This is a genomic window from Sporosarcina thermotolerans (assembly GCF_042658975.1).
GTDB lineage: Bacteria > Bacillota > Bacilli > Bacillales_A > Planococcaceae > Sporosarcina > Sporosarcina thermotolerans.
Map to the genome: position 1 here is coordinate 582,768 of NZ_JBHSRM010000013.1, position 20,916 is coordinate 603,683.

General features: G+C 39.6%; 23 protein-coding genes and 1 other RNA gene. 14 read left to right on the plus strand and 10 right to left on the minus strand.

Going from position 1 to position 20,916, the window contains the following annotated elements:
* Nucleotides 1-417 precede the first annotated feature (417 nt).
* The 7 genes from ACFPZG_RS10750 to ACFPZG_RS10780 all read left to right on the plus strand — a co-directional run bounded on the left by ACFPZG_RS10750 (nt 418) and on the right by ACFPZG_RS10780 (nt 5,887).
* Nucleotides 418-1,038 (plus strand): helix-turn-helix domain-containing protein, encoded by a 621-nt coding sequence (locus ACFPZG_RS10750; RefSeq protein ID WP_381427084.1) that lies wholly within the window; start codon nt 418-420, stop codon nt 1,036-1,038.
* Nucleotides 1,039-1,157: 119 nt separating this feature from the next.
* Complete coding sequence (locus ACFPZG_RS10755) at nt 1,158-2,426, plus strand: hydroxymethylglutaryl-CoA reductase, degradative (RefSeq protein ID WP_283731563.1); 1,269 nt, start codon at nt 1,158-1,160, stop codon at nt 2,424-2,426.
* Between the two features lies 1 nt (nt 2,427).
* Nucleotides 2,428-2,868 carry a hypothetical protein gene (locus tag ACFPZG_RS10760; RefSeq protein ID WP_317940186.1) on the plus strand — a complete coding sequence of 147 codons (441 nt, stop codon included), beginning with the start codon at nt 2,428-2,430 and terminating at the stop codon, nt 2,866-2,868.
* A complete protein-coding gene (locus ACFPZG_RS10765) occupies nt 2,865-4,220 on the plus strand; it encodes a tripartite tricarboxylate transporter permease (protein ID WP_283731561.1) in 1,356 nt (451 codons plus the stop codon). Before ACFPZG_RS10760 ends, ACFPZG_RS10765 begins: the two co-directional genes overlap by 4 nt.
* 19 nt (nt 4,221-4,239) lie before the next feature.
* Nucleotides 4,240-5,148: a hydroxymethylglutaryl-CoA lyase gene (locus tag ACFPZG_RS10770; RefSeq protein ID WP_317940187.1), complete on the plus strand. Its 909-nt coding sequence runs from the start codon at nt 4,240-4,242 to the stop codon at nt 5,146-5,148.
* Nucleotides 5,149-5,221: 73 nt separating this feature from the next.
* Complete coding sequence (locus ACFPZG_RS10775; protein ID WP_283731560.1) at nt 5,222-5,434, plus strand: hypothetical protein; 213 nt, start codon at nt 5,222-5,224, stop codon at nt 5,432-5,434.
* Between the two features lie 54 nt (nt 5,435-5,488).
* Nucleotides 5,489-5,887 carry a hypothetical protein gene (locus ACFPZG_RS10780; protein WP_283731559.1) on the plus strand — a complete coding sequence of 133 codons (399 nt, stop codon included), beginning with the start codon at nt 5,489-5,491 and terminating at the stop codon, nt 5,885-5,887.
* A 51-nt stretch (nt 5,888-5,938) separates the two neighbouring features.
* Here the strand turns inward: ACFPZG_RS10780 and ACFPZG_RS10785 are convergent, their stop codons facing one another.
* Entirely contained in the window at nt 5,939-6,412 is a 474-nt protein-coding gene (locus tag ACFPZG_RS10785; RefSeq protein WP_317940188.1) for a GyrI-like domain-containing protein, read from the minus strand.
* Nucleotides 6,413-6,504: 92 nt separating this feature from the next.
* Between ACFPZG_RS10785 and ACFPZG_RS10790 the strand changes: the two genes are divergently transcribed.
* Nucleotides 6,505-6,951 carry a GNAT family N-acetyltransferase gene (locus ACFPZG_RS10790; RefSeq protein WP_283731557.1) on the plus strand — a complete coding sequence of 149 codons (447 nt, stop codon included), beginning with the start codon at nt 6,505-6,507 and terminating at the stop codon, nt 6,949-6,951.
* A gap of 46 nt (nt 6,952-6,997) precedes the next feature.
* Here the strand turns inward: ACFPZG_RS10790 and ACFPZG_RS10795 are convergent, their stop codons facing one another.
* A complete protein-coding gene (locus tag ACFPZG_RS10795; RefSeq protein WP_317940189.1) occupies nt 6,998-8,317 on the minus strand; it encodes a sodium-dependent transporter in 1,320 nt (439 codons plus the stop codon).
* A gap of 155 nt (nt 8,318-8,472) precedes the next feature.
* Here ACFPZG_RS10795 and ssrS point away from each other — a divergent pair.
* Both ssrS and ACFPZG_RS10805 read left to right on the plus strand, forming a co-directional pair.
* A non-coding RNA gene (gene ssrS, locus ACFPZG_RS10800) (6S RNA) lies at nt 8,473-8,663 on the plus strand.
* Nucleotides 8,664-8,764: 101 nt separating this feature from the next.
* On the plus strand, nt 8,765-9,091 hold the full coding sequence (locus ACFPZG_RS10805) for a DUF3889 domain-containing protein (protein ID WP_283731556.1): 327 nt from the start codon (nt 8,765-8,767) through the stop codon (nt 9,089-9,091).
* Nucleotides 9,092-9,144: 53 nt separating this feature from the next.
* On the opposite strand, the gene ACFPZG_RS10810 is transcribed toward ACFPZG_RS10805, so the two are convergent.
* On the minus strand, nt 9,145-9,645 hold the full coding sequence (locus ACFPZG_RS10810; RefSeq protein WP_317940190.1) for a GNAT family N-acetyltransferase: 501 nt from the start codon (nt 9,643-9,645) through the stop codon (nt 9,145-9,147).
* Nucleotides 9,646-9,801: 156 nt separating this feature from the next.
* Here ACFPZG_RS10810 and ACFPZG_RS10815 point away from each other — a divergent pair, with 156 nt between their 5' ends.
* Nucleotides 9,802-10,965 (plus strand): acyl-CoA dehydrogenase family protein, encoded by a 1,164-nt coding sequence (locus ACFPZG_RS10815; RefSeq protein ID WP_317940191.1) that lies wholly within the window; start codon nt 9,802-9,804, stop codon nt 10,963-10,965.
* Nucleotides 10,958-11,515: a DUF1273 domain-containing protein gene (locus ACFPZG_RS10820; protein WP_283731554.1), complete on the plus strand. Its 558-nt coding sequence runs from the start codon at nt 10,958-10,960 to the stop codon at nt 11,513-11,515. The genes ACFPZG_RS10815 and ACFPZG_RS10820 overlap by 8 nt, the downstream gene beginning before the upstream one ends.
* A 338-nt stretch (nt 11,516-11,853) precedes the next feature.
* Here ACFPZG_RS10820 and ACFPZG_RS10825 read toward each other — a convergent pair whose 3' ends face one another.
* On the minus strand, nt 11,854-13,644 hold the full coding sequence (locus ACFPZG_RS10825) for a S9 family peptidase (RefSeq protein ID WP_317940192.1): 1,791 nt from the start codon (nt 13,642-13,644) through the stop codon (nt 11,854-11,856).
* A gap of 86 nt (nt 13,645-13,730) precedes the next feature.
* On the opposite strand from ACFPZG_RS10825, the gene ACFPZG_RS10830 reads away from it, so the two are divergent.
* On the plus strand, nt 13,731-14,069 hold the full coding sequence (locus tag ACFPZG_RS10830; protein ID WP_381427093.1) for a DUF4190 domain-containing protein: 339 nt from the start codon (nt 13,731-13,733) through the stop codon (nt 14,067-14,069).
* Nucleotides 14,070-14,117: 48 nt separating this feature from the next.
* Here ACFPZG_RS10830 and ACFPZG_RS10835 read toward each other — a convergent pair whose 3' ends face one another.
* The 3 genes from ACFPZG_RS10835 to ACFPZG_RS10845 form a co-directional block, all read right to left on the minus strand.
* The gene (locus ACFPZG_RS10835; RefSeq protein ID WP_317940193.1) at nt 14,118-14,504 is read right to left on the minus strand and encodes a DUF4870 domain-containing protein; all 387 of its coding nucleotides are present in this window, start codon (nt 14,502-14,504) and stop codon (nt 14,118-14,120) included.
* A gap of 78 nt (nt 14,505-14,582) precedes the next feature.
* Nucleotides 14,583-15,266 (minus strand): hypothetical protein, encoded by a 684-nt coding sequence (locus ACFPZG_RS10840; RefSeq protein ID WP_317940194.1) that lies wholly within the window; start codon nt 15,264-15,266, stop codon nt 14,583-14,585.
* A gap of 140 nt (nt 15,267-15,406) precedes the next feature.
* Nucleotides 15,407-16,201 (minus strand): VLRF1 family aeRF1-type release factor, encoded by a 795-nt coding sequence (locus ACFPZG_RS10845; protein ID WP_283731550.1) that lies wholly within the window; start codon nt 16,199-16,201, stop codon nt 15,407-15,409.
* A gap of 173 nt (nt 16,202-16,374) precedes the next feature.
* Here ACFPZG_RS10845 and ACFPZG_RS10850 point away from each other — a divergent pair, with 173 nt between their 5' ends.
* A complete protein-coding gene (locus ACFPZG_RS10850) occupies nt 16,375-16,548 on the plus strand; it encodes a YfhD family protein (RefSeq protein WP_317940195.1) in 174 nt (57 codons plus the stop codon).
* Between the two features lie 232 nt (nt 16,549-16,780).
* Here ACFPZG_RS10850 and ACFPZG_RS10855 read toward each other — a convergent pair whose 3' ends face one another.
* The 3 genes from ACFPZG_RS10855 to ACFPZG_RS10865 form a co-directional block, all read right to left on the minus strand.
* On the minus strand, nt 16,781-19,945 hold the full coding sequence (locus tag ACFPZG_RS10855) for an ATP-binding cassette domain-containing protein (protein WP_317940196.1): 3,165 nt from the start codon (nt 19,943-19,945) through the stop codon (nt 16,781-16,783).
* Between the two features lie 138 nt (nt 19,946-20,083).
* A complete protein-coding gene (locus tag ACFPZG_RS10860; RefSeq protein ID WP_283731549.1) occupies nt 20,084-20,485 on the minus strand; it encodes an SRPBCC family protein in 402 nt (133 codons plus the stop codon).
* Nucleotides 20,482-20,811, minus strand: coding sequence for an ArsR/SmtB family transcription factor (locus ACFPZG_RS10865; RefSeq protein ID WP_283731548.1), 330 nt, complete (start codon nt 20,809-20,811; stop codon nt 20,482-20,484). The genes ACFPZG_RS10860 and ACFPZG_RS10865 overlap by 4 nt, the downstream gene beginning before the upstream one ends.
* Between the last annotated feature and the right edge of the window lie 105 nt (nt 20,812-20,916).

Consider the following 20,916-nt stretch of genomic DNA (forward strand, 5'->3'; position numbering starts at 1 on the left):
CAAAAAGGCGAGGATTGAAGAGTTTTTTTCTATATAAGTTCAAGTTCATTGATGTTTCGGCATTGGATCGCAGGTATATAGGATATAGTTGATTGAAGCGGAGAACGGCGACTCCAACGGGAACAGCGCGAGCTGAAGACCCTGGACTGAGCGAAAGCCGTAACGTAGAACGGCTTTTGCGAGCAAAAGCGTAGCGTTGCGAGCACGGATGCAAAGCTGCCTTTATTTCTGCAAAATGCGCAGAAATACGGCAAATCGAACTCTTCGTGGTTCCATTGGCTGAAGCCTTGCCCGCGAAAAGCGTCCGTTCGGAGCGGAAATCAACATTGCCTAATATTACCCCTACAGTATAAAATTTTAAGTTAACCTCCACCCTTTATGGACGTCTAAATCTGTTACAATATATATTGAAATTAATTGGAAGGAATAGAGTATAATTTGACTGAAGTTGTTATCTTTTTAATAAAGGAGGAGAGTACAATCTACCCAGAGGAAATCGGTAGGAAGGTAAAAGAAGCGAGATTAAACAAGTCCTTTACTCAACAGGAATTAGCAGATAAATGCTCGTTAACAAAGAGTCATATATCCAAAATCGAGAATGGACAAGCTTCCCCCGCCTTAGCAACGTTATCGAAAATAGCAAAAGAATTAAATGCACCCTTGTCCTATTTTTTGGAATCAAATAATCAAAGCAAGATGGCAATCGTTAGAAATACTGAAAGAACATTAAAAGTTGGAAATGAAGAAATTGGTTATACATATGAAGCTTTGGCGAAGCGTCCTCATTTCAGCAAAATTGAACCAGTAATCGTGACAGTCTTGCCGGAAGCGGAATTAGTAGAACCTTTTACACATGCGGAGGATGAATTTATATTCGTCCTTTCCGGCTCCATTAATCTTTATTATGATGGTGAATTACATTTATTGGAACAAGGCGATAGTGCTTATTTCGAAGGAACGATTCCCCATATATTTCTTTCAACTGGAAAAATAGAAGCAAAGGTCTTAACGATGTTCATTCAGGTAGATAGCCTGTAGTCTGAAAAATAATTTTGTTTTGAATGTAAGTGTTTACATTATTTTCGTTTTCATGTACTATTTTGTGTAACCGCATTCAACTCAGTTGAATGTAATTACACAACAAGGAGTGTATATTAATGACAACTACTAGAATTCCAGGATTTTATCGTTTATCAACTCAGGAAAGATTAGATATTGTTACGAAGGGACGCGGCTTAACAGAGGATGAATTATCATATCTATCTGCCAATCAAACGCTACCTATGGACCTCGCAGATTCCATGATTGAAAATGTTGTTGGCCAAATCAGTATCCCGGTTGGAATTGCAACTAACTTTAAAATAAACGGAAAAGATACGTTCATTCCAATGGCTACTGAAGAACCATCAGTTGTAGCAGCAGCAAGTAATGCAGCAAAAGCTACATATGAACATGGCGGATTCTTCACATCTATGAGTGGAACAATTATGCGAGGACAGATTCAAGTTCTTAATGTTGCTGATCCTTATGCAGCAAAAGCTAAAATCTTCGAACATAAAGAAGAGATTATGAATCTTTGTAATGAGAAAGACCCAACATTAGTTTCTTTAGGCGGCGGAGTAAAAGACCTCGAAGTGCATATTATTCCAACGACAAATCATACTATGCTTGTTATTCATCTCATCGTTGACACGCGAGATGCAATGGGTGCAAATGCTGTAAATACGATGGCTGAATCCGTTGCGCCTATGATTGAAACAATAACAGGTGGTAGAGTGCTTCTAAGAATCATTTCAAATTTGGCAGATCGTAGACTAGTTCGTGCACGCGCAGTATTTTCAGCCGAAGCCCTTGGTGGCAAAGAGGTTGTGAAAGATATTGTAAGTGCTTATGAATTTGCAGAGTTTGATCCTTATCGTGCAGCTACACATAATAAAGGAATTATGAATGGTATTTCAGCGGTTGTTTTAGCGACTGGTAATGATACTCGTGCTGTAGAAGCGGGTGCCCATGCTTACGCTTCCATCTCCGGACATTATAAATCCTTGACGAAGTTTGAAATAAATGCGGATGGTGATTTATCAGGTTCAATCGAGCTTCCTATGGCGGTTGGAATTGTTGGCGGAGCAACAAAAACGCATCCAGTTGCAAAGGCTTCGTTAAAAATTATGGGGATAAGCTCTGCGGAAGAACTCGCAGGTTGCATTGCAGCGACAGGACTTGCCCAAAACGCTGCTGGTCTTCGTGCACTTGCATCAGAAGGCATCCAGAGAGGTCATATGTCGCTACACGCAAGAAATTTAGCGGTTATGGCTGGCGCAGCTAAGTCGGATATTGATCGAATTGTTGCTCAAGCAGTAGCAGAAAAAGATTTAAGATACGATCGAATTTTGGAGATCACTAAAGCAATTCAAAGAGGTGAATAATTTGAACGATAAACATGTCAATTCGACCGATACTTCTTCAAAAAATAAATACTTAGAAATACTTGGAGATACAATTGTACCTAATCAGTTGCTCTTCTCAATTGTAATAAGTGTCGCAGTAAGTTTAGGTGGTTATAATCTTGGTCTCTGGTTTTTCCCATCTATTGCGAGTGAAAATATGGTCGCTTCCTATTCCCTACTTCTTGGTATTACAGGAACCGTCCTTTCATTAGTATTATGTTCTTTTGTCTTTAAACCAAAACGAATATTGATCGAAGAAGAGACTTCAACTAACAGTATGAGAGAAGTTTTTGAGGATTTACAATTAGATGCAGATGAAGAGCTTGCACTAATAGAGAACGACCCAATTACCAAAAAAGAATTAGAAGAACTTGGTGTTCTTGAGCAGTTTAGAGCTCTCGGGGGTGACAAAAAGAAATGAGTTTATTACTAACGGCAATTATATTTGCATTTATTGGTGCAATTGTGTTTTCTTTAATCGGATTGATATCCGGTACGGATGAAACAGCGATCATGGTACCCCTTACTCTGTTAGTCATTCTTTTGGGCGCTCCCCCAGTAGCCGTCTTTTCATTCTTCATGGCTGCTGTTTTGGCAAAGCACCTCACGCATGCTGTACCTACAGCGTTAATGGGGATTCCTGGTGATACTACGGCGGTCCCTTTAATCGACCATGCCAATACACTAAGAAGAATGGGAATGCCCCATGTCGCTCTGAGAAAGATGATCTCTGGAGGTATTATTGGAGCGTTCATCGCCCTACCTACAGCGGTTCTGTTAGGACAATTTTTAGGTCAGTTTGCTGATTTCTTTAAATCATCGGCTGGAATCATTTTCACACTTGCAGCAATATTAATTGCCTACTTCTCAAAAGGTAGATGGGTAAGTGTTTTAATGATCATCCCTTTTGCATTCTTTATAAAAAGTTTAGATTTAATGAGTTTTACACTATTGGACAAACATTTATCAATCAGCTTCTTCTTAGGAATTGCTGTCGGCCCTATGTTTTCTGATATTTTATTTGCCACTTCTGCAAGTGCAAAACGTTCAATTGAAAGAAGCAAGCCTAAAGAGTATCACTTGGCTCCTGAGACGAAAGCATGGAAAGGATACTTTCCAAACCCATTAAAAATACTCACAGGCAGGCAAAAGTTTTTCACAGCGATTACGACATTTATTTCTTCATTAACGTTTGTTTTCAGTCCAGTCGGTATGACCTCATTAATGGGTGAAATCGTTGGGTCCCGTACGAAAGGGGCTTATAAAAAATCGACAACAAGTTTAACAGTTATGAATGGTGTTACTGAGTCTACATATATTGCAGAAGCAATCATTCCACTTATTGCGTTCGGGATTCCTTTGAGTCCTGTTGCATTAGGGCCAGCTTCTCCTTTATTCAATGCACCACCTGTTTTTACTGTTGACCCTGTCAATAATTTGCATACGTACATGACGTCATGGGATTTCTTCATTTATGGATTTATAGGTCTCGCTGTGGCTGCACTCATCGCATATCCGTTTTCAATGAACTATGCAAGAAAAGCTTCCGTTATCGTTATGAAATTCGTCAGTCAGGAAGCAATCGTTGCAATGTTCATTGGATTAGCATGTCTACTTGCTTTTCATGAGGCACAATTTGTCGGTATCGCGCTTACCTTTACGGTAGCAGCTGTTGGTGGGCTATTGAATCGTATCCTCGGTATTGGAGCAGGTGTACAGTTTATGGTGTTCTATGCTTCAGCTTGGATTATGGCTACCCTATTTGGATTTTAATTGAAAGGGGTTTGTATAAATGACATTTAAACAATTCCCGGAACAGGTATTTATAAGAGAAGTCGGTCCAAGAGACGGCTTACAGAATGAAAGCAAATTTATCAATACAGAGGACAAGATCGAATGGATAAACCAGCTTTCTTCAACTGGTTTGAGCTATATAGAGGTCACTTCTTTCGTTAATCCTACATGGATTCCTGCATTATCTGATGCGGATTCCGTTGTCAAACAGATTACAAAAGCTCCCGGAGTGACATATGCAGCTCTTGTACCAAATATGCGAGGACTAAACCGCGCTTTGGAGAGTCAAATAGACGAAGTTTCAGTTTTCATCTCGGCTAGTGAGACTCACAACAAGAAAAATATCAATAAGACAATTAGAGAAACAGAAACTGTTCTTGCTGAAGTTGTACGAGAATCAATTACAAACAATAAGTCGGTAAGGGGTTATATCTCAACTGTGTTTGGCTGTCCTTTTGAAGGTAACGTCGAGATAAATGAAGTACTTCGATTGACGGATTCTCTTTTTGAAATGGGCATAGAAGAATTATCATTAGGGGATACTATTGGCGTCGCTAATCCGTTGCAAGTAAGAATACTTTTGGAAGAGCTTTTAAAGCGGTATCCACAAGAAAAAATAGCGATGCATTTCCATAATACCCGTGGTACAGCTATGGCAAATGTGCTTGCCTCTTTAGAGATGGGGATCACTAAGTTCGACAGTTCCCTTGGCGGTCTTGGAGGTTGTCCATATGCACCGGGCGCATCGGGTAATTTGGCAACAGATGATCTTCACTATATGCTTTCAAATATGGGCATTCAAACAAATATAAATGCTGAAAAACTTCTTTCGGCAGCGATGTTCATGCAGGATAAAATGGATAAGCCTTTAGATAGTCATACCGTTAAGTATCGAATGAACAACTAATATAAGCATTCATTTACAATCCGAGACTAAAATCTTATAGTCTCGGATTGTCTAATAGAGAGGACGATTTAAGATGGCAGATAGGAAATCATTGGCGGATTATCAGAGGGAATATGAGATAATTATCTTTGCAGATCAACCAAAAAAGGATATACTACTTGCCGGTTTAATGAATGAGATGGAAAAACAATTCAATATCCCCTTCCCGAGAAATGTGTCTTGGGAAAGAGAGAATCCTAAGATTAATGCAATGTACAGGAAAATAGCGATTACTAGGACACTTTAACATCCTGTTCGAATAAAATAATAGTATGATCAATTCAGAGACTGGGTGAATAACGTGTTCATAGGTGATCAAAAAAGAAATGATTTGATTAATTATCCTAATGGAAATGGCGCACAACAGACGAGTGTAAGTAAAGGGGCCTTATTGGGATTAATAGGAGGAATCACCTCTACCATCGGTGACGCACTCCAAGCATTCGGGACAGCGGTATCCATCACGGAAGATCAACAACAACAAATTCAACAGGATCAACAACAGCAGCAGGTAAATAAGCAACTTCAGGATTTACAACAACAAATCGAACAGCTGAAACAACAGCAACAACAACAGCAAACCGAGCAACAAATGCAACAACAAATTCAACTATTACAGCAGCAGATGATTAAAACACAAGAGAAACAAGAGGAACAACTCAATATATTGAAAGAATTTATCAAGCATCTTCAAAAATAGTAAAGAAAGCCATGAGACAATTTCATGACTTTCTTTTTTCATTTATGAGAATCAATGAATCGGTATTAGGATTTCAACAACTTCTTCCTTTGCGCCATTCTCAAGGTAGAAAATTTCGATTGGACAAGAGTCGTTAAACTGGTTTTGTTTATATCCGTTCTCCCCCATCCAAGCAAACAATTTACTATACCCTTGGTCAATTGTTCTATTTGAGCAGCAGATTTTTGCGTATTTCATTAATGGTAATTCGAGTCCCATCATGCCATCAGGTATTTCATTTAACTCATCAACCTCTAAACTAGCAAAATAAGTGGCGAAGATACCATTGGACATGTATGGACTAAATAATACCTGTTTACTTTTGCTATTCGCTATCTCATCCATTCTTCTTTCGAAATCCATTTGAACCTTTATGGCAGCATCCGGGAATCCTTTAGGAAAGTTTGCGGTTATGCTCTGCCCTACCAACTGGTACTCCTTTTCGATAATTCCACATTCAAAACTGGCAATTGTTTTCACTTCCATTGTTATCTCCCCCACAACTGTATTTCCTACTAAATTCGCCATTTGTTTTTGAATTCCTTTCGAGTATAGTAAAAATATAAGGGGGAATTTAAATGGAAATTATTGCAGTAACTGAAAGACAAGATCTTTTCGAAAAGGCGGCAAAAGCATTTTGGGAGCAATGGGGAAACGAATCGAATTATAAGTTTTACAAGGATTGCATGATTCATTCGACAACTGAAAGCGTCCCATCATTTTACATTGCAGTGGATGGTGATTCAATCATCGGAACATATGCGATTTTGCGGAATGATTTGGTTAGTCGACAAGATCTCTCTCCGTGGCTTGCCTGTCTGTATGTGGACCCAGCTTACCGAGGACAAGCGATGGGCTCGAAGTTAATGGATCATGCTATTGCTGAGGCCAACAAGAAAGGATACGACAAGCTGTATTTGACGACCGATCATATTGGATATTATGAAAAATATGGATGGTCAAGACTAACAGAGTGCTATGACTTATTCGGAAATCAGACATCCGTTTACGAAAAAAAATGTTAACTATTTATTAATACAAAAACCGCCTACATCGTAAGCGGTTTTTTCTTCAGGATAAAAATGATGCTATGAAAATAACGATGATGGCAAGAGGTGCAACAAAACGTACGATAAACTTCCATGAACGATTCAAAAACGGATGCATTTTTAACTCATCATCGGTATCAGCAGTCGTTAGTACATAGCCGGCAAAAATCGAGATAAGAAGTGCTCCAATCGGTAATCCGAATCGGCTTGTCAGAATATCTGCGAAGTCGAAAAACGTGCCTCCGGGCAATTTCAGATTCTGTAACAATCCAAATGATAAAGCACTTGGGATCCCGACGATGAAAATAAGCAAACCAAACAACCAGGAAGCTTTCCTTCTCCACTCATGTTTTTTCCCAATTCCTGTAGACACGACAATTTCCAACATTGCAATCGAAGAAGTTAGCGTAGCAAATAATAATAAAATGAAAAACAGCACTATGAAAAATCCACCCAAAGGAATTTCATTGAAGATAGCTGGTAAGATAACAAATATAAGTCCCGGACCTTCAGCAGGTGATTGTCCAAGCGCGAATACAGCTGGAAAAATGACGATGCCAGCCAGTAGAGAGATGAAAATATTCAATATGGAGACATTAAACGCCGATTGACCGAGCTTTTCTTCTTTCGACAAATAGGACGCATATGTCAGCATCGCCGTCACCCCGACACTTAACGAGAAAAAGGCTTGTCCAAGTGCAAGTAAGAACGTTTTCGCGGTTAAATAAGACCAATTCGGAACGAAAAGAAACCGGATTCCTTCCATAGCCCCGTCAAGTGTAACCGACCGTATTGCAAGCACAATGAAGAAAATGAATAATAAAGGCATCATCCATCGACTCGCGCGCTCAATTCCGCCTTTAATACCGCTTTGAACAATCCAGATTGTCATAAGCATAAAGACAGCTTGAGCAAGCAACACCTCCATCGGATCTGCAATAATCGAATTAAATAGTCCGCTATAATCCGTGGTATCAAGACGTGAAACAATTGCCCTTGCGAGATAGGATAAAATCCATCCTCCAACTACGCTATAAAATGATAATAAAATAAATGAAGAACCTAACCCAAGCCAACCGATCAAATACCAGCTGCTTTTCGGTGCAAGACGTTTTAGGGATGTAACCGCATCATGCTGTCCCCTTCTTCCAACAACGAATTCTGCTAAAAGTATGGGCAGACCAATTGCCAACGTACAAATAATAAATAGCAAAACAAAGACACTTCCGCCATTTGTTCCTGCCATATAAGGAAACTTCCATATCGCCCCAAGTCCTATAGCGCTACCTGCGGCCGCTAAAACAAATCCAATCTTAGATGTCCATTGCTCTCGTTGTTTCACCAAAATCACTCACTTCGTATAATGTGTCCCCACTGAATTTTTCTTATTATACCTTATTCAAATTGAAATGATCATTATTTTATTATTCCGTAAAACAATAAGTAAAAAGCAAATATTTCCATTGATAATCCAGTAAAACACATGTATTATATAAACATAAGCTGCATTGTACGTATAACATTAAGTTTTAACCTTTATGCTGTAAAAGGGAGTTTTATATAAGAACAGGAATGGCAAGCCCTATCCTTTACTGATAGGGACAGACAGGAATGTTTTTGCGAACACCCACTTTGAGGAGTGGTGGTTTAAAACTTTCTATGATAAATACGGCAAAGGCGGCTTTACTTACATAAAATTATTTAGCACCTCCCTTATCTTATAGGGTGGTGCTTTTTTGAATGATTATAATCAAATTCGGCATCCTATAGAAAAGGAGCTGAATTTGAAATGCGAAATATGCTGATTGCTCTTGGGCTAATAATAACTACTCATTCTACACTGACTCATCATCCGGTGGTCGTTAACGAGCCTGTTGAACCTGCTTACGCAAAATGGGGACAGCTTGCTATGAAAGAAGTTAAAGCAAAGTACCCTAATGCAGAAATTATCGACTACTTGCACGAAGGAACCGAATCTGTTGGGGACTCAACAATTGAAAAGTTTAAACTATGGCTTAAAGAGGGAAACCGTGAATTCGGTGTTTTTGTGAGGATCACATATACAACCAAAACGGGTGAACTAAAAGGAATAGACTATCGGGAATCCGACCGATGAAATCAATTAGGATCAATCACAAGTTCGGATGTAATTGATCCATTCCTTCCCTTCTATTTCAAAAATAAAACCATTAATTCCTCATCAAAATATGTCCCATCAATTTTCAATGCATTTTTCTCAATCCCGTACGTTTCAAATCCAAATGAAGCATAAAGGCTATTTGCAGCCTTATTGGAACTGACCACTGCCAAATGAATTTGTTCAATGCCTTTTATTGTCCTTGCAGTTGTTATCGCTTCTTTGATAAGTTGTTTCGCTACGCCATTTCCGCGTTTTTCGGGTTTAACGTACATGGCGACAATCGATGCACGATGGTTAAGTTTCACCAATTTTTCTGGAATTAACGTAACGGTGCCAATTAATCCATCATCATCAAAAGCTCCAAATGTAAATGAATCATCGTTTCTAAATCTCTTTAGATACTTCTCGGCTAATTGCCCCTTCTCCTCCAAGTAACTAACAGCAAATGCTTCTGGGTTCATATTTAACGCCTCTAACCGAATAGCATAGTAATCTCCTGCATCTTGCGCGCATAATCTTTTAATCTGCATCACTTATCCCCCTCACCATGTTTTCTCTAACGATAATTTATACGACTATCATTGTCCAGTAAAATTAGCACACTCGTCTTTTACACCTCGAACATACATTAGTTTAGTATAATAGAAAAATATACAGACGTTGATAATTGCAGAAAGGGTGGTCAAATGTCAAAAGAACTTTTCATCACAACAGATCTACAAAAAGAATGGATGGCTAAAATAATGGGCCTGGAATCACAAATTCGAGGCTCTGCCGAAAAGACAGACAAACTTGCCGTCTTTCCAAAAGAAAATATTCAATCCCTCGTAGAGCTTGGCTATACAACACTCACACTTCCAAAAAAATATGGAGGTGGTGGAATTACGGTGAAAGACATGGTTTTATTACAAGAAACGATTGCATCCTTCGATGGCGCCACCGCGTTATCCATCGGTTGGCATCAGGGCGCGGTTGGTGATCTTTATGAAAACGAACTATGGGAAACGAGCCGGTTAGATCATTTCGCAAAAGATGTCTTGAATGGTGCATTAGTGAACCGTGCGGCAAGTGAAGCCCAAACTGGCAGTCCAACTCGAGGTGGTCGCCCACGAACAACGGCGGTCAAAAAGGATGGACATTGGGTCATTACCGGTCAGAAAAACTTCACTTCGATGTCACCTGTACTCACTCACTTCCTTGTCTCAGCTTGGGTAGAGGAACGCGAAGGCATCGGCTTTTTCCTCATCAAAAGAGACAGTGAAGGGTTATCCATAAAAGAGACTTGGAATATGCTCGGCATGCGTGGCACTGAAAGCCATGACTTGGTTTTGAATAATGTGAAGGTCAATGAGGAAGCCTTCGTTGAGTTCAGCAAAGGCCCCCGTGGAGACAAATTGAATGGATGGCTTCTACATATTCCAGCCTGTTATTTGGGAATTGCGCAAGCTGCCCGTGATTACGCCGTGAAGTTCGCAGTAGAATATAAACCGAATAGCATTCAAGGGAGTATTTCTGAATTGCCGAATGTCCAAAGTCATATCGGGCAAATTGATCTCGAATTGATGCAAGCGAGACATTTCCTTTATAGTGTCGCCGCCGCGTATGATGACACAGATAGACGGAAATCGATGAAACAAGAATTAGGAGCCGCAAAGCATGTAGTCACAAACGCTGCAATTCGAATTGTTGACCGCTCAATGCGTCTCGTCGGGGCGAAAAGCCTGGAGTTAACCAACCCACTTCAACGCTATTATCGGGACGTCCGTGCCGGTTTGCATAATCCTCCAATGGATGATATGGTCGTTTCGAAAATAGCGAAGGTGGCAATCGAGGATATGCTTAATGATTAAAAGACTTGTCATAACAGGTTACAAAGCACATGAATTAGGCATTTTCAACGATACTCATCCTGGTATTGGTATTATCAAAAAGGCGTTAGAAAGCAGATTGACTCCCCTTTTAGATAGTGGCCTTGAATGGGTGATCCTCAGCGGACAACCGGGCGTTGAGACATGGGCGGCAGAAACAGTGATTGACTTACAAGAAATCTATCCTTCGCTACAATTTGCAGTCATCACACCTTTTTTGGAACAAGAAAAAAATTGGAATGAAGCGAAGAAAGAAGCTTATGAATTCATCCTCACCCATGCAGACTATACAGTTAGTTTAACGAAACGTCCTTATGAAGCCCCGTGGCAATTTATCGAGCGCGATAAATTTTTATTGCGGAATTCGGACGGGATTTTGCTTGTTTATGATGAGGAAAACGATGGATCTCCGAAGTTCATGAAGAAAATGGCTTTGAAGTTTGCGGAAACGAGCGATTATGAAGTGCTGACGATAACGGCGGATGATTTACAACTAATAGCTGAGGATTTGCAGAGACGGGATTGGGATTGAACTTGATCGAACGAGAATTCCTCATGAAGAAACGAGCGCTTTTCAGTATAAACGAGCGGTTCCCGAAATAAACGAGCACTTTCCAGAATAAACGAGCGGTTCCCGAAATAAACGAGCGCTTTCCAGAATAAACGAGCGGTTCCCGAAATAAACGAGCACTTTCCAGTATAAACGAGCGGTTCCCGAAATAAACGAGCGCTTTCCAGAATAAACGAGCGGTTCCCGAAATAAACGAGCACTTTCCAGTATAAACGAGCGGTTCCCGAAATAAACGAGCGCTTCAATCAAAATAGCTGTCCGCCGGTCAGATAACGACCGATGGACAGCTATTCCTTTTATTACTTCTGATGCTTTTCCAAAAACTCCAACATCAAACTGTAAACCTTTATTTCATTCTCTTTCTTCGAAAAACCATGACCTTCATCTTCCAATATTAGGTACTCAACATCTCGTCCTAAGCCTTCCAACTTTGCAACAATTTGGTCAGACTCCTCTTTCACGACACGCGGATCCTTCGCGCCTTGAATAACCAACATTGGTTTCACCATTCCGTCCAGATACGTAACTGGGGAATCTTTAATGAATCGTTCTTTATCACGTTCAGGATCTCCAAGCCAGCGATCCATTATCGGCTTCCAGTGAGGAGGAACTGAATTGACGAATGTAAATAAATCGGATGGACCGAAAATATCTACGACTGCTTTGAAGTAATCTGCATGGCGACCGTGCAGCAGTAACGCCATATAACCACCGTAACTTCCCCCGACAAGGAAAAGACGGTCACGGTCCGTGATATCGTTATCGAATAACCATTCGATCCCTGCCAAACAGTCAAGGCGAGGGCCTTCGCCCCAGTCCCGCTCCACCATTTTCGTGAATTCCGAGCCGTACCCAGTACTTCCCCGGAAGTTTGGCGCAAAAATGTTATATCCCCTGTTCAAGAAGCATTGGAACATCGAACGGAACATTTTCCGTTCAGAGGCTTGCGGACCGCCGTGTGGCCAGAAAATCGTAAAGCCATTTGCATTCTCAGGCTTTGCCTTGAATAGTAAAGATTCAATTTCCAAACCGTCGAATGACTTATAGGAAACAACATCAGGCTCAACCATTCCATCTTTGCTGACACCAAGCACCCTGTTTTCCGTAAGCTGCTCCCACTCTTGTCCATCCGCTGATTTGAAAATATTATGCGGAGCTGTAGCACTTGCTCCTAAGATATAGAGATTTCCAGCTTTCGTAAAATTGATTTGATAAAGCACATCAACCGGCAACGTACACTCTTCCGGCTTTTCCCCTTCTAACTTAAAGCGGTATAATTTATCAGTTACCCCTCTGGAAGTGACGAAGTAGAACTCGCCTTTATCCTTATTGAACTTGATTGTCTGGATACTTTCCCCTTCAACTTCCAAAACTCTTGAAAATTCTTTTGTCGTCAAATCAAATTTCGCAATATAAGAGAAATCTCCCTCATAATCCGTTACAAAGTAAATTGTATTATCATCCGTAAATACCGGATCATAAGCGACATGCACCTTGGAAACGTCAGGCGTTAAGTTGAAAGTCTCTTCCCCGATTTTCACGAAACTAATTGAATATGTGTTCGCAAATGAACGGGAATATACAAACTTCTCTTCGTCATTTGATACTGCCGAAAGACGCGTAGGTGATGTCTCTCCAATATTCAATAAAGTATCTACACCACTTTCCAAATTCCGCATATGCGTATTCAAGTACATCGGATTATCCAAGGACGTCACATAGTAAATTCTTTTTCCATCTTCACTTAGGTGGCTGAAAAAGAATTTTTCATTAGAATCCCCTGTAATTAATGGATGTGGCAAACCACCTTCTAGGGGAATCGAATAGATTTGATAGTTTTCATCCCCATCACTATCGAATCCGGCAAGAACATATCGATTGTCCGGATCGAACTTGATGAAATTGCAGGACTCGTCCCGATGAGCAAATAAATAAGGAAACGATTTAGGAAGATCCATTGCCCATAAATTCATCTTTCCATTTAAATTCGTGTTGAAGACAAGTTTAGTTTCATCAGCATTTACATCAAAATTCGTAATTGCATACGTACGGAAAAACTGCTCAACTGTTGGTTTCGCGAAAGTAATCATGATTTTCCCCCTACTTGAATTCTATTTCCCACTCAAAGTATAGTATAACATTTCTATACTTATGAAAGAATCATATTTAACTATCTTTGTCGAATAATCGTACATCTCAGTTTTCATTCAAATTAGCAGCTCCACAAGCATACGCTGTCATAGTGGGGGTGAAGCTTTTGGAAATCGAAAAACAGCAAACAAATGGAATGGCTGTTAGTTCACTTGTTTTAGGAATTCTTGGAGTCGTGTTAAATCTAATACCAATCCTCCCTTATCTACTTGGTATTTTAGCTATCGTTTTCGGAACGATGGGCAAAAAAACAGAAAGTGGAAAAGGGATGGCCGTTGCGGGTACCATTTTAGGTGGTATTGCTTTAGCCATGAAAGTTGTTTTTTGGCTCTTTGTCATTGCGATTGGGGGACTAAATTATTAGGTGTTTTACAGAAGAAATCCGCCTCGAAAGAATCGGGACGGATTTTTTTCATACATTATTTAGTTGGTTCTCTACCAAATCTCCGATGAACGGCAATTTGAAGTAGTTTCCTTTATACGCCTGGTACATCAAGAAAATCATTAACACAAATGAAAGTGGACCTAACAGCAGACTAATCATGAAACCTATGATAGGAATGAACCCTAACACAATGCCGATTAAGAAAATTGCAAGTGCAGTGAAAACTGCTTGCAAGGCGTGGAATCTGATGAAACGATTTTCTTTTTCTATAATCAGAAAAACAATACCGATGATGAAGATATAACAAAGCATTCCCCCAACATTCTCTGTAAGTCCAATTGACGTCTTATCGGACTTATCTTGGGTAACTAAAAGATTACTTTGTTTGTCATCATCTAATTTGTTTTCACTCAATCAGCGTGCCTCCTTTTTAGCTACTATATGGGAGTGCCACTAAAAACATTCCATATATATTATGTGTTTGGATCATACTCATTTTGAGCCTGCTTTCCTTTCACTAATATACGAAAAACTTTTATCAATTTTTTCGGCGATAAAATGTGTTCTTTCAAACAAAACTGATTTCAGGAAGTCCATTTGCCGCATCAATTTGTCGACCAATCCTTCCTGCTGTTCAATCCTGTCCACGATTTTCTCCTGTGTACTCTTCTGCTCCTCCAGTGATATCGAAAATTGCTGCTGACGATCGAGTTGCTCATCCATCTTTCTCAAAAGCATTTCCTGATCTACGTCAAACTTTTTTAGTTGCTCGGCTATTTCCGAGTTTGATTGACTTAACTGATTAATTTGCTGGACGAGTTCTTCATTCTTTTTCCGCTTTTTCTCCAAAGCACTTTGCAGCTCTTTGTTTTGATTATCCAGACGTTCCAATGTTTCCATTGCTTCCCGCTCAAAATGGTGGTGCTGTGATTGATTTTCCAGGATTTCATCGAACCGATAGTCGGTCGTCTTCCATCGTTCGGATTGAATCCTTTTCTGATTACGAAGTTGTTTCTCCAGAACACCATATTTCTCATTCATTTTGTCAAAAGCTTTCTGTTGCTCTTCCAAAGCCGTTGAAACCGTATCAGTACGAAAGACCTCCTGATTATGATTATCTATATTGTTGCCTTCATATATTTTCAATTCATTTTTTCTGTTAAAGAACAATCCCATCATTCAACCCCCCATCCATCGTTTTCTTTATGATATGTCGTCAAGTCTGTATTTGTACGGAAGAGGTATTTAGTGCGATGGAAAAAATAGGCAAAAAATAGAGAAGGGAACCGAAAATCCCTTCTCTACATGTTCATCGGTTACTTTTCAAAAACTTGGTGGAGTACTTTGTCCGCCTGAACGTTAATTAAGTTTTTATAAATACTGTTATTCGGTTTAGTTCGAAGTGTTTTGGCAAATGAGTTCGCATGCTCCGCCTCACCAACTACATATAATTCCTTCCAGTCACGTTCTTTTCGGATCCTTTCGACAATGACGCCCATTTCTTTATAAAACCGCTGTAGATTTTCTTTAAGACGCTGATCAAGTCCATCGCTATTACCTTCACCTGTTCCTGTTTGAAGTGACGATTTCACCCTATTATTTTCTTTCCAAACATCCAAGCCCGAGTCAAATCCATATGACCTCTCACCCGTAATGAACCCCATCGCAGTATCCAAAATACGTACTTCCCCAAAGCTTGGCAAAACAATGCCCGCCTCTGGGTAAGCCTTTAGCATATACTCCATTTCCTCTGTAACTGGGTGGTCCTCCCAGTGGAAGCTGTTCTTCACTTGCACTTGAACGTAGTGGACTGACCATAATTCGGGATCCTCGGACGCAAAAATAACGACTCCTTTATTAAAGTCGCCTTGATTGGTTTCAATTTCCTTCGTTACTTTATCCCTCAATTTTTTGTACGCTTTTAATTCCTTTTCATCGTTAGAAGCTTCCAAATACTCATGGATGCGCTTCAATCCAGTTTTCAAATGGATTCGCCAAGCACCATTCTGTTGTTCCGGGTCGGCAGCGTTGGTATTTAAGTAAACACTTAACACACAGCGGGAGTCGCATTTGTATTCCTTCAGTTTTTGCAGTTCTTTACTAAATGTCATCTATCCCGAACCTCCTTAAAGTATGCTCACTTTTAGCATACCCTGGTGATTCAAATCTAAAACGAGGAGTTTCGGCATGTCAGTCGATTGTAATGTTTCACTGTAATTTCTCAGCATAAAACGATTGAATAGCGCCATATTATGAACGACGATAACGAAAGGAGCGAAAAAACATGGGAAGAGATAATCATAATAACAAGACCGGAAATAATAAAAACTCTTTGCCGCAAACTCCTAAAAACCAGAAGATCAAACCAGGAGATATGAAAGAGGAAATAGCAAAGGAATTTGCAGAGCTACGAAGTGGCAATAAGGATAAAAAGAAGAAACAATTTAGATGGCCTTAATAGTATGCCCCTACACGAAAAATTCACGTGTAGGGGCATCAGATTTTTAATTTTAAATGAATGAAATGAAATAAAAACGCATAAATGTCTGGAAAGAAGCATAAAACCCTAAAAAGAAGCATAAAGTCCCGGAAAGACGCATAAAAAATAGTTATGCGTATCTTGGTCGATTTATGCGCACCTAACAAGATTTATGCGCATTTCAACCAATTTATGCGTTTTTGTGATCAAATTAATTATTTTGTTCCAGACTTTCATATACAGCCATCATATCCCGTTTATTCAACTCACGAATACGGTCGAAAATTGGAATGTCTGATACGGCTTTTGAACTTTCATCCACAACGTCCCTAACTTTGCCAGTGAGCCAAGTTAGTACGTCTATCCCCTCGACGAGTTCCTTCAGACCTTCCTCATTGATGCCTGTAGCATGGCAGCTTACACAAGGGATTGTTAATTTGAACACGCCATCATGTAAATTTTCCTCTGATATCACTTTTTTACCTTTACAGAACGGACAAGGATGGGCTTTTCTAATTTTGTTAATATGTGTGACTAATTTTTTATAACCAAATGCTTCATAAACATAGGTCAGCTTTTTGTATTTTCCGTTTGTGAAATACTTATCGATAATTATTTCTCTTGTTTCATTCACATTGGGGAAATCGCAGATCGTAACTTGATTATTCCTACTGATCGACTCGATATTACCTTTAATGTTATCCCAAAAAGGCAAAGCATTCTGTAAGACGATTTCATATCCAGTGAAGCTTGCCTGTTCCAATTCAAACATTTTCAGTGCGACTTGTACTTCCCGAGGTTGCAATGAAATATCCTTCGTCAAAATCATCTCACCGCCGACAATCGATTTTAGTTTGACAAGGACAGGTAAATCACCAACGATTGCTAATACTTCACTAACTTTCAAATTGATCATTTCACGAATATCCGTGTTTTCGTACTTTAGCGGTTTTTGGTGGTTCAACACTGTACCTTCACAAATAGGACATCTAATCTTTTCTTTAGAGACTTTCATTTGCTCTTTAATATCTGATTTTGAAACGACCATATACATGCCTAAAATTGTATTAAATCCTACCCATGTTCTGCGCGCCTTTCCTTCCTTATCATAAAATGACTTCTCAAAGTATCCATACCAAAACGTATGCTTTTCTTCATCGGTCATCTCGTTATAACTCTTTGAAAGGTCATGTCCTAATTCGTTCTTAATTTCTTCAAATAGAAATTTCAGCTTATCGTGTTTATAATACTTCAATACTTCCATCACTTCAGGATGAAGCAATCCATTCCAGAAAGGAACGTCTTTGTTTTGAATGACAAGTTCTTTATCAAAAACTTCAATCTCAAGACGGCCGGAGCATGATGGGCAATGATTGTCTTTATTATAGAAATCAAAGCTTTTCGTATCTTTGTTTGTAGGATGCGCCGCCACGATATGGTTGATAAGCCCACCGATTTCATACAGAAAACTATATTGGCTATACAAATGTCTTTCAAGGTCAATGGCAATGACGGGTGCGATGGTGTCAGATTCGTATTCACCGTAAATCAAACGGGCCATCGAGGACAAACTTTTTAAGATACCGCCTTTATAGATGTTCTCTGCGTTTTTAAAGTAATCGATATGATTTTCTTTTAAATAAGAAATGCCATTTTGCTGTTTCAGTGTAGAAGAAATATGCGCGGGCACCTCAACATCTTCCCTATTTTTATCCTTATAATAATCGTTATGACTAACGACATCTAAATGTGTAACAGGGTCACTTATTCTCTTCCCAAAATCGGCGATGAAATCCGAACTCTCCATCATATACCCATTATGTTCAATCATGATAATTGAAACGGTTTCATCTTCAAGAATTAGCCTGAGACTATCAATGAATTGATTCAAAATATTTTGGGATAAACCTTTTGAAGGCTCGTCAAATATAAAAAGTGTATGCGGTTTTCTTGTGTTAGAAAACAGTTCTGAAACTAAATGGACACATTGAAATTCACCCGTCGACAAAGTCTGTGTCTTTCTTTCCAACGTTAGGTAACCGAGTCCAAGTTTGATCAATAAGCTCAAACGTTTATGAGCAATGTCTTCATTCGGCAGATCATCGATAATATCTTCAATCGACCGTTCAAAAATATCATCAATCTCATCGCTGTATTTATTAAGCTTCTGTTTAATATCAAGGAACGTTGCAACTGTCGAACGGCTCGTAATCGATTGGTTGCGGTCCTGGCCAACTGTGACCAATTTATCTTTCGGATATCGCTTCACAAAATCTTTGGCGACACATTCATTGATAAGTGTAGATTTACCGCAACCGGACTCGCCCGTAACGGTTACAAGTCTGTTTTTCGGAATCTCAAATTCAGCCATTTGGATATTACGGCAATAAAGATCCTTAAACAGATAGGTTTCTGTTGGCTTTTCTACATTCAGTTCCTGAAAAACAGGTTGTGGACGCGGTGATTCTTCAACAATTTTCCCGCCATATTTACCACTGCCAGGTCCGAAGAAAACTTGCTCATCCGTTATATCGAGCACCGTGTCCGAATGGTCGATGAGCAAGATTTGATTTTTATAGCCCAATTGCTTAATCTGCTCTAAGATTTTCAGTAATGTTTGGCGATCAAGACCGACTGAGATTTCATCGATAATAATAACGGTATTTTCACTAGCTGCCATGAATTCCGCCAAGTAAAGGCGTGTCAATTCTCCACCAGATAGTGTACCCATTATGCGGTTTACTGTTAAGTAACCGATATTCATATTGATAATATTTTTGAGGATCAGTTGTTTCGCTTCACTAATATGTAATTCTTCAGCAAGTGAAAGAATCGTTTCAACGCTCAAGTTGTTAATATCGGCAATCGTATGCGGTTTATCAAGTAATTCAATCGTATATTGCATTACATCTTGATTATAGCGTTTACCTTCACACGCCTTACATTCAACGTTACTATTACTCCCGCGTCCTTTACATTTCGGACACCAGCCTAATTCATTGTTGAATGAAAACACTTCTGGAGAAAGATTAAATTTATCGGCAATACTTGCTCGAATCTCTGTGAAAACGCCTGTATGTGTTCCAATGGTTGATCGTGGATTCGAAGAAATGGATGATCTACCGAGAAAAAGCACTAAAGGCATCTCTTCCATTTTGATGGCACTGAAATTGGTTTCCATAATATTTGGGAATAAATATTGGTAGTCTGCCTTCGGTAATAAGGAAACGAGTCGCTTCTTCGACTCTTCGCCGATTGTCTGGCAAAAAGTAGTTTTACCAGACCCGGATAATCCAGCAATGCCTAACGATTTATCTTCAGGAAGATCTGCATTTAAGCGTTTAATATTGTTAGCGATTAATTGGTTTATTTTCATTTTGACATCCTCTCCAATCTCTGACTATAGTATCGCCATGTTAATAGAACTTCATTACTTATTCCAATAAAAATGACGCTTTCCCTCTCCTGGAAAAGCGCCCTATAATAGGTTTAGTATGGAGTGTTCGTGGATATTTTACTCTTCTTCTAACACAATTGTAAGCTTCTCGGACATATTCGTCCAACCATATTGAGCACCCTTCAATCCGTCTTCACTGTGGATTCCGGTTTGATCAAGGTGGAGATTTGTGTTGCCATCCGGCGTCTCTGTTAATGTCCAAGTGACTACATGCTCTTCAGCGCCACTCGCCCATGTGTAAGAAATCATATTCGGCTCGTCCACTTCCAAAACTTCACCCTTGACGATTCCATCCCACCATTCACTTGGCTCGGCGCGGAATGTAAACTTATGTCCGACTTCTGGTTTAAAGTCATTTTTCCAGATCCACTTCTCAAGCATATCCGAATCCGTTAATGCGTGCCACACTTTGTCGATTGTTTTGTTGTACTGAAAATCCATAGTTAAAGATAAACTCATTCTTCTTCCTCCTCTAATAGTTGGTTAAGGCGAGACAGTCGGGCACTCCAGAACTTGTCGTAGAAAGCCACCCAATCTTGAATTTCTTTGAGCGGGGAGGCGTTCAACTTAAATCGGGTTTCCCTGCCTACTTTTCTGCTTGTCACAAGTCCCGCCTCTTTTAAGATTGCCAAATGTTTTGAAACTGCAGTACGACCCATTTCGAAATGAAACGTTAGCTCATTAAGAGGCGATTCTTCTACGTCTGCCAACAATTGAAGCAGTTTCCTCCGAGTTGGATCAGCTACCGCTTCATAAACATCTCGAGTAGGTCTTGTCCCGTTCAAAATCACTCTCCCCCAATTTTCGCAAAGTGATACCAAAAGGTGTCCTAATGGAATTAATAATACGACACTGTTGGGTGTCGTGTCAAGTATGTCCTTGTTGAATAC

Excerpts from the sequence above, each read along its gene's own strand:
- ACFPZG_RS10755 (WP_283731563.1), top strand. The coding sequence starts at position 1,158 with ATGACAACTACTAGAATTCCAGGATTTTATCGTTTATCAACTCAGGAA.
- ACFPZG_RS10765 (WP_283731561.1), top strand. The coding sequence starts at position 2,865 with ATGAGTTTATTACTAACGGCAATTATATTTGCATTTATTGGTGCAATT.
- ACFPZG_RS10770 (WP_317940187.1), top strand. The coding sequence starts at position 4,240 with ATGACATTTAAACAATTCCCGGAACAGGTATTTATAAGAGAAGTCGGT.
- ACFPZG_RS10775 (WP_283731560.1), top strand. The coding sequence starts at position 5,222 with ATGGCAGATAGGAAATCATTGGCGGATTATCAGAGGGAATATGAGATA.
- ACFPZG_RS10785 (WP_317940188.1), bottom strand. The coding sequence starts at position 6,412 with ATGGAAGTGAAAACAATTGCCAGTTTTGAATGTGGAATTATCGAAAAG.
- ACFPZG_RS10790 (WP_283731557.1), top strand. The coding sequence starts at position 6,505 with ATGGAAATTATTGCAGTAACTGAAAGACAAGATCTTTTCGAAAAGGCG.
- ACFPZG_RS10805 (WP_283731556.1), top strand. The coding sequence starts at position 8,765 with ATGCGAAATATGCTGATTGCTCTTGGGCTAATAATAACTACTCATTCT.
- ACFPZG_RS10810 (WP_317940190.1), bottom strand. The coding sequence starts at position 9,645 with ATGCAGATTAAAAGATTATGCGCGCAAGATGCAGGAGATTACTATGCT.
- ACFPZG_RS10815 (WP_317940191.1), top strand. The coding sequence starts at position 9,802 with ATGTCAAAAGAACTTTTCATCACAACAGATCTACAAAAAGAATGGATG.
- ACFPZG_RS10820 (WP_283731554.1), top strand. The coding sequence starts at position 10,958 with ATGATTAAAAGACTTGTCATAACAGGTTACAAAGCACATGAATTAGGC.
- ACFPZG_RS10825 (WP_317940192.1), bottom strand. The coding sequence starts at position 13,644 with ATGATTACTTTCGCGAAACCAACAGTTGAGCAGTTTTTCCGTACGTAT.
- ACFPZG_RS10840 (WP_317940194.1), bottom strand. The coding sequence starts at position 15,266 with ATGGGATTGTTCTTTAACAGAAAAAATGAATTGAAAATATATGAAGGC.
- ACFPZG_RS10845 (WP_283731550.1), bottom strand. The coding sequence starts at position 16,201 with ATGACATTTAGTAAAGAACTGCAAAAACTGAAGGAATACAAATGCGAC.
- ACFPZG_RS10850 (WP_317940195.1), top strand. The coding sequence starts at position 16,375 with ATGGGAAGAGATAATCATAATAACAAGACCGGAAATAATAAAAACTCT.
- ACFPZG_RS10855 (WP_317940196.1), bottom strand. The coding sequence starts at position 19,945 with ATGAAAATAAACCAATTAATCGCTAACAATATTAAACGCTTAAATGCA.
- ACFPZG_RS10860 (WP_283731549.1), bottom strand. The coding sequence starts at position 20,485 with ATGAGTTTATCTTTAACTATGGATTTTCAGTACAACAAAACAATCGAC.